The following is a 12,671-nucleotide window of genomic DNA, read 5'->3' on the forward strand; positions in this document are numbered from 1 at the left end:
AAAGACCCGTTTGCGCTGCGTCGTTCTGCGATTGGTATTCTGCGTCTAGTGACTGAAAACGAGCTTGATGTTTCAATTGAAGATTTGATCAAACTTGCTTTAGCTGCCTATGGCGATGTATTGAAAGATCATGACAAGACTTTGGCTGATGCGGTTGCATTCCTTGAAGGTCGTTACCGTGCGAAATACGAAGACCAAGGCGTTGCAGTTGATGTGATTCAAGCGGTTCAAGCCTTGTCACCAAAATCTCCGCTTGATTTTGACAAGCGTGTCAATGCAGTCAATCACTTCCGTGCATTACCTGAAGCTGCTGCTTTGGCTTCCGCCAACAAGCGTGTTGCAAACATTCTTGCAAAAGAAGCTGCACCTGAAGGTCAAGTTGTTGAAGCAAACCTGGTTGAAGATGCTGAAAAAGCATTATTCGCTGAACTTGCGAAAATTACACCAGTGGTTGAGCCGTTATTTGCTGCCAAAGACTATACTGCTGCGCTGTCTGCATTGGCTGCACTTCGTGCACCAGTCGATGCGTTCTTTGACGGTGTAATGGTCATGGCTGATGATGCTGCGCTTAAATCAAACCGTTTGTTGATGCTTGCACAGCTTCGTGACTTGTTTACGAAAGTGGCCGATATTTCGGTGTTACAGCACTAAGTTTCAATTGCTTGAAGTTTAAACAAAACCCCGCTATAAGTTAGTGGGGTTTTTTATTGATGACAAATAATGCAAGCAAATTATAAAACTTATGATTTTCAAAAGAGTCGTGATCGTATAGATGAAATTTTAAACTCTTCAGATAATAATTACGAAGAAAAAGAATCGATCCCAAATCGCGATACTTTAACTTTTAATAATGGGTACTATATCTGTTGCTCTGCCATATTTATTGACATGAGAGGTTCAAAGGAATTCTCGAAAAAACATACAAGACCTGTTACTGCAAAAATATATAGAAGCTATATCTCAGAGCTAGTTGCTGTTCTTAATAGTAATATAAGATTAAGAGAAATTTACATAGAAGGCGACTGTGTATGGGGGGTTTTCAATACCCCAAATAAGTCTGACGTAGATAGCATTCTCGATACAGCTGCCCAAGCTGCTTCACTTATCGATACATTAAATGTCAAACTCAGAAAGAAAAAGTATTCTGAAATAACAGTAGGAATAGCCTGCCATGATGCAGATGTTCTTATGATTAAAGCAGGTTACAGTGGTAGTGGTATTAACGAAGTAACTTGGATTGGAAAACTTGTAGGTGAAACTGCTGACCTATGCTCTAAAGCCAGTAGATGGAACTCAAAAAGGACTCTTTATAGCAAAAAATTTTATGATAGTTTGACCGATAAAGAAAGAAAAAGAATAGATTGGATAAATTGGAATTACACTTACGAATGCTATGAAGGAAATACTATTTATACTTCAATGAATAATTGGGTATTAGAAAATGGATAAATTTGAATTTCTACATTCGGCTATACAGGATACCCAACAAAATATTCGAGCGATTGATTTTAAAATTGGTGCATTATTAGCAGGCTTAATTGTCCCTTTTCCTCAAATAAGAGAAATTTTCAAATATTTAACAATTAATGAATTTTGGTGGCAGCATGCTTTAGCAGCAATAATTTTTGTAATGTGGCTAATAACCGTTCTTATTTTACTTTTAGCACTTTCAGCAATTGATAATCCTAGTAAACATATTTCAGATAATACAAATCAAAAAGGTCTATATTTTGGCGGTGGTTTATTTAACTTCAAATTATTAAATATTTTTTGGAGGACAAATAACTTTGCTACAAAATCTGTCCGAGACTACAAAAATGAAATTGAAGATACCTCTCTAGATATTTCAAAAGAATTAGCTTATGAACATTTAAAGTTAATCTATATTCGTGATCTAAAAATTTTCCGCTTACGCCATGCAATAGTATTAATTTTTGTGCTTATTATAGTGGGATCTATAAGCTTTCTATCTGCCCCAAATACGAAGAAAATTGATGTCGTAAATCAAGATATTCAACATCTTCAACCAAAACAATATTTAGATTATTTGTTATAGGCATTTCACTTTATATTTCCTATACTCAACCTAACAACACTCAACAAGAAAGAATCATATGAAATTTAAAGCTCTTATTTTGACTGGTCTTGCGGGTATTGCTCTTTCAGCGTGTACATCTCAACCGACTGTTTCACAACTTCAACTGGGCGTATTACAGGAAGTACAGAATCTTGAGGTTTATCCTGAAACGACGAACAACAGTGCAAAACTGACCAAATTCATGGACAAATGTGTGATCGAATTTAGAGGTCAGCTTGAAAGCAGCCGCGTAATCGAACAATGGTCTTTTAAAGGTTTGACCCTGATTGATGCTGGCTCAGCAACTTTCCAGCGCGACAACACCAGCACTGCACAGAAATTTGACCTGCACAGCGAAACCGCTCAAAAGAACTTCCTGGCACTACGTAACCACTTTGCCAAAGAAGCAATTGAACAGTGTGACTAAGCACCCTGCCCTGTATTTACATCAAATATGGGGCAGCTTTTCTTTCAAATAATCTTCCTATCAAATTTATTCTCTACCTATTCTTGAGATCAGCCAGCTTTACTCCCTTTTTCTCAGATCATTTAAGTGAATCGCACAAAATATTCATTGTTTTTACATTGCCTTCCATTACACTGAAAACAGAATCAAGACCGTTATCCCAATCTGCGAGGTCGATCCCTTATGACCCTGAAAAAAACGACGATGAAAAAAACCAAGATCCTCAGCACCGCATTATTAATGTGTGCGCCTATTTTTATCCAGACTGTTCAAGCCAGTGAAACGCAGCAAGATGCAAAACCGATTGTTCCTTATGGTGATAATCCCAATCTGCTGCATGTATTTGCTTATAAAACCCAACAAGGTGTAATCAATACCGCTGAAAAAGTGGGTGCAGCAGCAGAAAAAGGCATTGCCAAGATCAAGCCGGGTGTGGATCGTGCCTGGGACAATACCAAATCCACCGCAGCCACCACCATTGAAAAAGTAGACCAAGGCGCAACGCAAGTGGCTCAGCAAACCGGTCAGAAAATCCAGCAGACCAAAGATGTCTGGCGCGGTAATCAGCAACAGCAAGTCCCAATTGAGCAGCAGCCTTTAAGCCAATCTTCAACAGCAACGCAAAGTATCACACCGCAGTCACCATCCAGTTCAGGTGGTGCAACCAGTTATGCAGTGGATGATCTCTAAAAAATAGAACATTTAAAAAAGCCCGTTAAGGGCTTTTTTAATCTGAAGAGAATAATATCTGGATTAACTAAACCAGATCAGTTCACCTGGCGAATCGGCTGGCCCGCCTGAAAGGCTTTAACATTTTCCTTCATCTGATCCACGATGCGCTGGCGGGCATCCACACTGCCCCAGGCATTATGCGGTGTAACGATCAAATTCGGAATGCTTGGATCGAGTAGAATATTGCCCTCTTTCGGTGGCTCTACCGTAAGTACATCGGTGGCAGCACCCGCGATTTTGCCTGCACATAATGCCTGTGCTAGAGCCGCTTCATCAACAATACCGCCACGCGCACAGTTAATCAGGAAAGCACTTGATTTCATAGCTTCCAGCTCGGCATGGCTGATCAGGTTGCGGGTATCTTCAGTCAGTGGGCAATGCAAACTCAGGAAATCAGCCTGTGGCAATAACTCCGCGAATGGTACACGTGAGGCATCAGTTGGACGGTTCGGTAATGAACCTATTATCACCTTCATACCAAACGCTTCTGCCAGTTTCGCCACTGCCTTACCCAGTTCGCCATAACCCACAATGCCGAGAGTCTTACCAGACAGTTCTACAATCGGTGCATCCAGCAAACAGAATTGTGTCGCCTTTTGCCATTCGCCTTGTTGTAATTTTTGCTGATAAGGCAGGAAAGACGTCGCCAGATTCAGCATTAACATGAGGGTATGTTGGGCGACAGCGGAAGTGCCATAGGCTTGGCAGTTACACACGACAATATTGCGTGCTTTAGCTGCGGCCAGGTCAACATTATTGGTACCAGTCGCAGAGATTAAAATCAGTTTCAGTTGAGGGCATTGCTGAATGGTTTCGGCATTTACCATGACTTTATTGGTGATGATGACGTCGACATCTTGCACGCGTGGCAAAAGTTCAGCCACAGAAGTAGCAGGATATAAAATTAACTCGTCAAATACGCCATGCAGTACCTGAAAGTCGAGATCCTGTTGATCTAGAGAAGCATAATCCAAATATACGGCTTTCATGGCCTGACCCTCAATCCTGTTAGACAATTTATCCTGTCATTTAAAACAAGTCATACAGGGTTTTCAACCGTTTTTTAGACTTTATCCTGCCTTGTTTAATCGAGTGGTTTATCCAGATGGTTACGCACAGAATGACGAATTTTATAAACAATATAAACGGTCAGAATCATCAAAAATACGATAGTTGCACTCAGGAAAATAATGGTCGGGTGTACGCTGTCTTTGGCGAATGCCAGATTGGGCAGGCCCAAAGTTAGCATTAAAAATATGGTGGCGAACTGTGTAGATTGCATAAGATATACCCCCTTCTCACGAAAACGATCGCGTGCGGTGATGAAAAATCCATACCGCATAACTACATCTTATGCCAGCAAAACAATAAGTCAAGCCATTGTTTTTAAGTGATATTTCAAGTTAATTCGCTTCACTGCGTGTCACAAAGTGCGTATTTTTGTCACTGTCATCAACAAATGCCGCTGCACCGTATTCATCAGTTTTGAGACTTAATTCCTTATAACTGAACATATAGAAATCTGTATAACGTTTCATCAGAATTGGGTGCATTCCGACCGAAAGCGGTTCCTGTTCCTTGACCAGCTTCATCATATGACGGTCATTCATGACGACGAGATAACGTTCGTCATTCAAGCTGATGGTCAACAAGCCGTTGCCGCGCGCATAAATTGGAATCAGGAATTTATGGTTCAGCGCAATCGCCTGATCAGCATAGCTTTCAATCTTGTTACTGATGACATTGAACACCAGACCATGCCCATAGATATCCAGCAGGATCTGACGGTTTTCCTGCGGCAGGTTGACCTGAATGCCGAGTTTCATCAGATCATGCTGATCCACCTGTTTATTGCTGAGTAACTCACGCAAAATGGTCTGCTTCTGATTGGCATCAAAAAACTGTGAATCGAGTTGCAGGTCATTATTTTTCAGGATACGGCCCAAGGCCATCCGATGCCGTGGCAACAGGTTTTCAATCACCTTACGGTAATAAAACTTGCTGTTCTTTTTGACCCGGCGCATCTTCTGATAAAAATAGCTGGCATCAAATTCATGTAGCAGGAAATCATTCACCAGTTCGGAGCTTGCCAACACGGCAATGGCATCATGATTGGTAAAGGCCAGATGCAATACGTGATGTGGCGGCAGGACTTCTCTGAGCTTATGATAATGCGCACGGTCCTGTGCATAGTGCGGATCATAAATAATAATGTATTCACGATCCTCACTGACATCTGCCTTAGTAATGCGCATCTCGCCATTCAGTTCCGGCTGATAGAACATATTATAGCGGGCGTCTTTCACATCTTCCGGATCAATTGAGTATTGCGGCACCATGGCTACGGCACGCTGTACATCCAGAGCATTGGAATATTTAATCGCTGCATAACCGCCCATTGAACCGCCATAGGCAATACGCTGCTCAAATGGTGTAATCAGTTCAGCAATCGCGTCCAGCATGGCCTGCATAGACGCTTGTGGAAACCAGGATTTATCCTTGGGCATAATCCCGAGCACATTGAATTCAAACTTTTGCAGCGACTTCTCTGCATTGATGGTGGTTCCCTTGGCACGGGTAATCAGATCCCCAAAGGAGAAGATCAGTTCTGAAGATGAACCCGGCATAAAGATTGCGCGAATGTGCTCATCTTCAAAGACGATTTGTTTTTCCATAACTTTCCCATGCCTGTAAAACGAACGCTTCCATTACAAATTCAATGGCGCAAAACGATGCAAAAATGAATATGCTATTTTATAGCGAAGACCAAGATTAAAAAGCGCAAAATATGACACAATCATTACATCCTGCTGCACAACAAGGTTTTAGTAGCGCTGCTGAGCGCTATCAGCAGGTGCGCCCAAGTTATCCTGAAGCATTAGTGCCCTGGTTGCAACAGCAGCTTGGCTTACCCCATCATGCCCAATTACTTGATTTGGGTAGCGGTACCGGTAAATTCCTGCCCCAGCTGAAATTACTCAGTTCGCATATTCTGGCGGTTGATCCTGTCGCAGAGATGTTAACGCAACTCAAGCAGGTTCATCCAGATATTCCGACCTTGCAGGCGATGAGTGACGCCCTGCCGCTAGAAAATGCCTTGATGGATGCTGTATTTTGCGCACAGTCTTTTCACTGGTTCGCCAATTTCGACAGCCTTAAGGAAATTCATCGGATTCTGAAAGATCAGGGCTATCTGGTCCTGATCTGGAACCAGCGTGATGTTAATGTCGACTGGGTCAAAGCTCTGGCAGAATTTATTCTCCCCATGGAAGGCGATACGCCACGCTACCATAGTGGTCAGTGGCGCGATGTATTTCAGGATCAGCAGCTGTTTAGCCCGGTAGCAGAAACGACTTTGCAACAGCTTCATTCTGGAACTGTGGAACAGGTGGTGTCCAAACGTTTGCTCTCGACCAGCTTTATCGCCGCCCAGTCTGATGATGCACAGCAGCAACTCAAATCTCAGTTTGAACAAATCGTACGAGAACATACTGGCAAGCAGCCTGATGAACAGATTGACTTCCCCTATATTACCCATGTCTATGTCTTTCAAAAAATTCTAACGCTTTGATAAAACTTTAACAGGACAAAACAATGCCAAATATTCAGAATCTTAGCCGAATCACCTTGCTTACATCTACCCTGTTGCTGGTGGCGTGTAATCAGAAAGATGCGCCGAAACAGGAAGCGACTCCGCAAAATGAAGCAGCTGAAGAAGTGATGAAGGAACTGAAAACACAAGCGGTGAAAGATTTTCCGCAAACAGCGGATGATCAACATGATATTGCCGTACTGGATGACTTTGAGCAGCGCCTACAATCCTTAAATGAGGATATCGAAGCAGAAACTGAGCGTATGCGTAAGGAAGGCAATCTGACTGAAGAATTTATGCAGCAACGTCAGCTTGACCATATCCAGTCTGCACTGACTTTATTAAAAAGTCTGGAACTGAAAACTGAACAGGGCCGCTATATTCAGGGGCTAATCTATCAATACTGGGAACAACAGCAAAAACTGCTGGGCACAACCTCTTCAGATAAAGCGATCCAGCATGATGCCAAGGAAAATATAAAAGGTTTGGGACAGTATCTGCATGCTCAGGAACAGCTGGAACACTGGCGTAACCAGTATGCAGAAACTCAGGCTAAAGCCCAGTAAGACTGATCTGCTTTCTGTTAAGGACGTTCATGATATTGCGCTAAGGTATCGTGAATGTCCTCCCACTCAGCTTTAGAACCGACATAGAAATGGCAAGTCGGTTTCTGCTCAATCGTTGTATCCAGACTGCCAATATGCAGACGATAAACATCCGGCAGATCTGCTTTCACGCTATAAATCGGAGAACCACATTCACTACAGGAATTTCGGCTCACGCCAGTCGTGGTAGTGAATGACTTCAGCAGTTGCTGTCCTTGCAGCAGATAAAAACCCGCTTTGGCAATCGGACTATTGGTAGCAAAGGCAGTACCGGTAGCTTTACGGCAACGGCGGCAGTGACATTGAATAATATCACCCAGCGATCCACGAACTTCATACTGGATTCCACCGCAGAGACAGCTACCGGCATAATAATCTTGAGTCGATATATCAGCAAACCTCCTTGTGAATGATTTTCGCCCAATATAACCTAAAAAATTACTGACTGTGAATGTCTAAAATATCTTCGCTTCAAGCAGAACCAGACAGATAAGCCGCGACACCTTTACCCGCTGCACGACCGGTTGCCATACAGGCAGTCAACAGATAACCACCGGTGGGTGCATCCCAGTCCAGCATTTCTCCACATAGGAATACATAGGGATTGGATTTAAGTTGCAAATGTTCCGTCAGCACATCACGTTTTACACCACCAGCGCAGCTAATTGCCTCTTCAATTGGACGGAATCCCTGAAGAGGAACCATCAACTGTTTAATTTGCTGTGCCAGATGTTCAGCATCCTGCCAGATATTTTTAGGCACCAGCTCTCGCACCAGTGCAGCTTTAGCGCCTTCCAGTCCTGCCTTGCGCCAGACATTGCTTAAAGACTGCTTCTTGCTGGATTGCAGTTTATTCGCCAGTTGCGCTGCGCTTTGATCGGGAAACAGGTCAAGATACAGTTGCATGGGCTGACCACGTTTAACCTGTTCACGCAAACCACGCCCCTGTTTATAGATCAAGCCACTTTCAAGACCATAATGACTGACGACGATATCACCCATAGTCTTGTCACTGTCTTCCACCCAGGCTGCAACCCGTTTCAGTGGCTGACCAAAGATGGGCTGCATAAACCTGGACCATGGATACTCCACTCCGGCATTACTGGCCTGAAAAGGCTCAATTTCTTCTGTCTTTAGCCATGTTTGCCATTGACCATCACTGCCCAGCTTTGACCAGGATACCGCGCCACAGGCGAGGATAATCGCATCAAAGAGTTCTATTCGTAGCTCATCAGTTTTCAGATCCAATAGTTCCAATTGATTCTGTTTTAACTGGGTCACCTGATGGCGGTAATGAAACTGTACCCCCTGCTCGGCCAGACGTTTTAACCAGGCACGTAACAGTGGAGCGGCCTTCATTTCGGTTGGAAACACCCGTCCAGAAGAACCAATATAAGGTTCAATACCCAAATCTTGCATCCACTCTTGGATCCAGGCAGCATCCCAGCGTTTTACCCACGGCGCTAGCCATTCAGCCTGATCATACCGCTGGATAAACTGTTCCACCGGTTCAGCATGCGAGATATTCAGGCCGGTCTTGCCTGCCATCAGAAATTTGCGTGCAGCTGAAGGCTTCTGCTCATAGACATGTACGTCATAATGCTGCTGGCTCAGCACTTCTGCTGCCATCAGCCCTGCCGGGCCAGCACCAACAATCGCAATGCGTTTACTCATGGCTTATTCCACAGGCGCAACATTTTGCCCCTGCAGAGGCTGGAAATCATCAAAGCGGGTGGTATAACCCTCAGGTTTCGTAATAATCAGCTGCTGACACAGTTCACCACGTTCCAGATACTTGATCTCAAAATGGGTACGGGCCGAATCGGATGCAATGATCTGCTTGTCATAAGGCAGGTTCCATAGCTCTTTCATCTGCTGTTCAGCTTCATCGATATATTCCGGAATATTACTTGCCAACGTAATCGAACCACCTGTTTTCAGCCGTGATAGCAAAAATTCAAAGAACGGCATATTGGCCCAACGCTGTGCCGGGTTATGTGGCTCCGGGTTTGGATACAGGACAAAGAACTGCTCTACCTGGCCAGGATACAGTGCATGTACCACCCATGGCAGAGCATCAGCATGTACGGTTTTTAAATTTGGCTGGCCTTCCAATTCATGCTGCTTTTGCATGGCCAGAAATTTTTCACGGGTCCGTTCAATTGCAATCAGTTTGTGCTCTGGATGTGTCCGGGTAAATAACAAGGCATGCTTGCCCTTGCCTGCACCAATTTCGACACAAATCGGTTCAGGGCTGATGCTTTGAAAATCACGAGGGGCATGCATACGCTGCGCTTGAAATTGACGAATTGGCATAATCAGATCAAACTAATGAAAACCGCATAAGTCTAACAAGTGCGGCTATATTTGCCTAATTGAATCCAATTTTTTGTGGAGTATTGTCCATGCCAACGACCCTGAAATGCCCACGTTGTGGTGCACTGACTACGTGGGAAGACAATGCGTTTCGTCCCTTTTGTTCCGAACGCTGCAAGATGATTGATTTGGGTGCCTGGGCCAATGAAGACTATAAGCTGCCGACTCAAGATGCTCCGCAAGCTGATGGAGGCCGTGAAGAAGACCAGTTTTAAATGAGACTGACCAGAGGAAAGGAATTCGGATTGAATTCCTTTTTCATTTGGTGCTAGACTAGCCTAGAAACAATATATTATTGATTAATAAAATAAAATTTAAATAACTATTCTAATAAAATAACAAAAAAAGAGGACATGCCGATGTTTATCCTCCTGCTTAAAATTTTTATGCTGTTTTTGATCCTGCTATGCTGCACCAGTATTGGCCTTGGGCTCTGGAAACAGGACTATATCTTTATCTTGATTGGTATCCTGCTGGTTCTGGCCATCGTGATATTAAGACTGCAAATCCGGCAACTGCAACATGATCCTTTCGCTTGAAGTAAAAACCAAAATATTTGCACAGTCTGTTAAAAATTCTAGCTCAAAGAAGAATTACTTATAAGTTTTATTAAACTAAGGTCAGTATTTCTCTTGAATTTATTTTTGGTCAAATGTTAAACTGCGAAAACATTCTATATAGTTGATAATAAAATAATTTTTCAATTTAAATAAGTAGGAAAACATAAAAAATTATAAAGAATGTCAATGACTTATCTTTTTGGGGATTTATAAATGTTAGTAATTATACTCAAGACTGTCATGTTCTTGTTTGTTCTACTATGCTGTCTCAGTATTGGCACGGGTATCATGCGCCATGATTATTTTTTTATTAGCATTGGTATACTCATTGCACTGGCTTTTTGGATTATTAAACTTCAGGTACATAAACTACAAAATGACCCTTTCGCTTAATATGTAATCTGTATAACCCATTAACCCACTCAAATAAAAAAGGAATCTAGAATCGATTCCTTTTTCATTTTTTAGATAACTACTACGTTTACATTAAGCGCTTAACCTGCTTTACCTGCGACAAAAGGATTATGCTGCTTTTCAAAACCAATCGTGCTCATTGGACCATGCCCTGAGATAAACTGAGTTTCCTCAGGCAGGCTAAAGCATTCACGTTGAATTGAATCGAGTAATTGCTGATGATTGCCACGTGGGAAGTCAGTACGACCAATCGAACCCTTAAACAGCACATCCCCCGTCCACAGCAAACCATGATTGCGGTTATAAAACATGACATGACCTGGAGTATGACCGGGTGCAAAGCGGACTTCGAATTCTTCGTTCCCCAGTTTCAGTACTTCACCGCCTTTCAGCCATTCAGTCACTTCTACCTTTTCCGGAATCGGGAAGCCATAACGAGCAGAGACTTCCTGAATCATCTCCAGCCAGAACGCATCATCCTTATGTGGACCAATCACCGGCACATTCCAGGCTTTTTTCAAAGCACCCACCGCTCCAGCATGGTCTAAATGACCATGGGTCAGCCATAATGCTTTGACCGTCAGACCAAGCGCTTCGACTTCTGCTCTCAGTTTTTCCGGCTCACCTCCGGCATCAATCAAAACTGCTTCTTTGCTGTCTGTATCCCATAAAATGGAACAGTTTTGCTGAAAGGCAGTTACAGGAACAATTTTGACTTGGAGCATAGGCTTTAAAACCTCAAAAAATTAGTGAGCGAGAGTATGAGTCAATGCATCAAGATTAGCCTGTAGCAATGAATTGAGCAATTGCAAATGATCTTCGCGGCTATTCAATGCCGGAATATAGCTATAGCGTTCACCACCATTAGCCTTGAAGGTATCCGCATTTTCCATTGCCAGTTCTTCTAGGGTTTCCAGACAATCCGCCGAGAAAGCCGGACTCATGACCTGAATCGATTTCACACCCTGCTTGCCCCACTCTTCAATCAAGGCATCGGTATAAGGCTTAACCCATTCCTGCTTGCCAAAACGTGACTGGAAGCTAATCGCATACTGATCTTCAGATAACCCTAAAGCTTTAGCTACCAGTTTCCCGGTGATACGGCAACGGTCAGCATAGGGATCGCCTTTATCGGCATAAGGCTGTGGAATACCATGAAACGACATTAACAGCTTTTCTGGCTTGCCATGAATCGCCTGATAGTCACGCACACTCTGTGCCAATGCCTGAATAAACAGCGGATGCTGATAATAATCACGAATCAGTGATAAACCCGGAAGATTACGCTGAGTCAGTACCCATCTCGCGACTGCATCGTACAGCGGCGCAGTGGAAGTGGCTGAATACTGCGGGAATAAGGGCAACAGGATCACGTGATCCTGAGGTTGTGCGCTGATCTGGCTAAGAACAGTCTGAATGTTCGGATTGCCATAGGTCATGGCGGGCACCACATTCAGCTCGAATTGCGGATAACGCTGAGTCAGTTCTGCTCTGACTGCTTCAACCTGTTGCAGCAGGATTTCACGCATGGGTGAATCTTTAGCCCATACTTGTGCATAAGCCTGCGCAACCCGTTTAGGACGGAAAGGTAAAATAAACAGGCGCAAAATGATCTGCCAGACCGGTTTGGGGATTTCAATGACACGCTGATCGGACAGGAACTGCTGCAAAAAAGTTCGTACTGCGGGAACGGTAGGAGCATCAGGGGTACCGAGATTTGCCAGTATAATGGTGACTTTCGGTTTAGCAAACATTCAGATCATCCGTCTTGAGGGGTCAACCCCTGTACTTTAACAGTTTTCAATAAATTTATAATATGGATTAATATACTGACTTATATTGAAAAACC

General features: G+C 43.4%; 17 protein-coding genes. 9 read left to right on the forward strand and 8 right to left on the reverse strand.

The window, feature by feature from the left end; genetic code table 11:
- The 5 genes from B4033_RS00855 to B4033_RS00875 all read left to right on the forward strand — a co-directional run.
- The coding region (locus tag B4033_RS00855; RefSeq protein WP_286831181.1) for a glycine--tRNA ligase subunit beta at positions 1 to 651 on the forward strand (651 nt) is incomplete at its 5' end.
- 69 nt (positions 652 to 720) lie between these two features.
- Positions 721 to 1,449, forward strand: a complete 729-nt coding sequence (locus B4033_RS00860) for an adenylate/guanylate cyclase domain-containing protein (RefSeq protein ID WP_163172292.1) — start codon at positions 721 to 723, stop codon at positions 1,447 to 1,449.
- The gene (locus tag B4033_RS00865) at positions 1,442 to 2,056 is read left to right on the forward strand and encodes a hypothetical protein (RefSeq protein ID WP_248603258.1); all 615 of its coding nucleotides are present in this window, start codon (positions 1,442 to 1,444) and stop codon (positions 2,054 to 2,056) included. The genes B4033_RS00860 and B4033_RS00865 overlap by 8 nt, the downstream gene beginning before the upstream one ends.
- Positions 2,057 to 2,114: 58 nt before the next feature.
- The gene (locus B4033_RS00870) at positions 2,115 to 2,504 is read left to right on the forward strand and encodes a hypothetical protein (protein WP_286831184.1); all 390 of its coding nucleotides are present in this window, start codon (positions 2,115 to 2,117) and stop codon (positions 2,502 to 2,504) included.
- A 222-nt stretch (positions 2,505 to 2,726) separates the two neighbouring features.
- On the forward strand, positions 2,727 to 3,233 hold the full coding sequence (locus B4033_RS00875; protein ID WP_163172294.1) for a hypothetical protein: 507 nt from the start codon (positions 2,727 to 2,729) through the stop codon (positions 3,231 to 3,233).
- Positions 3,234 to 3,310: 77 nt separating this feature from the next.
- Here the strand turns inward: B4033_RS00875 and B4033_RS00880 are convergent, their stop codons facing one another.
- The 3 genes from B4033_RS00880 to B4033_RS00890 form a co-directional block, all read right to left on the reverse strand.
- Entirely contained in the window at positions 3,311 to 4,264 is a 954-nt protein-coding gene (locus tag B4033_RS00880) for a 2-hydroxyacid dehydrogenase (RefSeq protein WP_286831188.1), read from the reverse strand.
- Positions 4,265 to 4,359: 95 nt separating this feature from the next.
- The gene (locus tag B4033_RS00885) at positions 4,360 to 4,557 is read right to left on the reverse strand and encodes a hypothetical protein (RefSeq protein WP_004813413.1); all 198 of its coding nucleotides are present in this window, start codon (positions 4,555 to 4,557) and stop codon (positions 4,360 to 4,362) included.
- Between the two features lie 121 nt (positions 4,558 to 4,678).
- Entirely contained in the window at positions 4,679 to 5,950 is a 1,272-nt protein-coding gene (locus B4033_RS00890) for a hypothetical protein (RefSeq protein WP_076752979.1), read from the reverse strand.
- A 113-nt stretch (positions 5,951 to 6,063) separates the two neighbouring features.
- Between B4033_RS00890 and B4033_RS00895 the strand changes: the two genes are divergently transcribed.
- Both B4033_RS00895 and B4033_RS00900 read left to right on the forward strand, forming a co-directional pair.
- Positions 6,064 to 6,846, forward strand: a complete 783-nt coding sequence (locus B4033_RS00895) for a class I SAM-dependent methyltransferase (protein WP_286831196.1) — start codon at positions 6,064 to 6,066, stop codon at positions 6,844 to 6,846.
- A gap of 23 nt (positions 6,847 to 6,869) precedes the next feature.
- The gene (locus B4033_RS00900) at positions 6,870 to 7,433 is read left to right on the forward strand and encodes a hypothetical protein (RefSeq protein ID WP_286831199.1); all 564 of its coding nucleotides are present in this window, start codon (positions 6,870 to 6,872) and stop codon (positions 7,431 to 7,433) included.
- Between the two features lie 17 nt (positions 7,434 to 7,450).
- On the opposite strand, the gene B4033_RS00905 is transcribed toward B4033_RS00900, so the two are convergent.
- The 3 genes from B4033_RS00905 to B4033_RS00915 all read right to left on the reverse strand — a co-directional run bounded on the left by B4033_RS00905 (position 7,451) and on the right by B4033_RS00915 (position 9,794).
- A complete protein-coding gene (locus tag B4033_RS00905; protein ID WP_286831209.1) occupies positions 7,451 to 7,861 on the reverse strand; it encodes a GFA family protein in 411 nt (136 codons plus the stop codon).
- A gap of 82 nt (positions 7,862 to 7,943) precedes the next feature.
- Positions 7,944 to 9,146, reverse strand: a complete 1,203-nt coding sequence (locus B4033_RS00910; protein ID WP_286831202.1) for a TIGR03862 family flavoprotein — start codon at positions 9,144 to 9,146, stop codon at positions 7,944 to 7,946.
- 3 nt (positions 9,147 to 9,149) lie between these two features.
- Positions 9,150 to 9,794 (reverse strand): SAM-dependent methyltransferase, encoded by a 645-nt coding sequence (locus B4033_RS00915; RefSeq protein ID WP_171058630.1) that lies wholly within the window; start codon positions 9,792 to 9,794, stop codon positions 9,150 to 9,152.
- An 83-nt stretch (positions 9,795 to 9,877) separates the two neighbouring features.
- Here B4033_RS00915 and B4033_RS00920 point away from each other — a divergent pair, with 83 nt between their 5' ends.
- Together B4033_RS00920 and B4033_RS00925 are read left to right on the forward strand one after the other, a co-directional pair.
- Positions 9,878 to 10,063, forward strand: coding sequence for a DNA gyrase inhibitor YacG (locus B4033_RS00920; RefSeq protein ID WP_004813427.1), 186 nt, complete (start codon positions 9,878 to 9,880; stop codon positions 10,061 to 10,063).
- A gap of 144 nt (positions 10,064 to 10,207) precedes the next feature.
- A complete protein-coding gene (locus B4033_RS00925; RefSeq protein ID WP_005220781.1) occupies positions 10,208 to 10,387 on the forward strand; it encodes a hypothetical protein in 180 nt (59 codons plus the stop codon).
- Positions 10,388 to 10,902: 515 nt separating this feature from the next.
- Here the strand turns inward: B4033_RS00925 and B4033_RS00930 are convergent.
- Positions 10,903 to 11,547, reverse strand: coding sequence for an MBL fold metallo-hydrolase (locus B4033_RS00930; RefSeq protein ID WP_005220779.1), 645 nt, complete (start codon positions 11,545 to 11,547; stop codon positions 10,903 to 10,905).
- A gap of 21 nt (positions 11,548 to 11,568) precedes the next feature.
- Entirely contained in the window at positions 11,569 to 12,576 is a 1,008-nt protein-coding gene (gene hemH, locus B4033_RS00935) for a ferrochelatase (protein ID WP_004813436.1), read from the reverse strand.
- Positions 12,577 to 12,671 lie beyond the last annotated feature (95 nt).

It is taken from the genome of Acinetobacter sp. UBA3132 (assembly GCF_002364825.1).
Lineage (GTDB): Bacteria > Pseudomonadota > Gammaproteobacteria > Pseudomonadales > Moraxellaceae > Acinetobacter > Acinetobacter schindleri.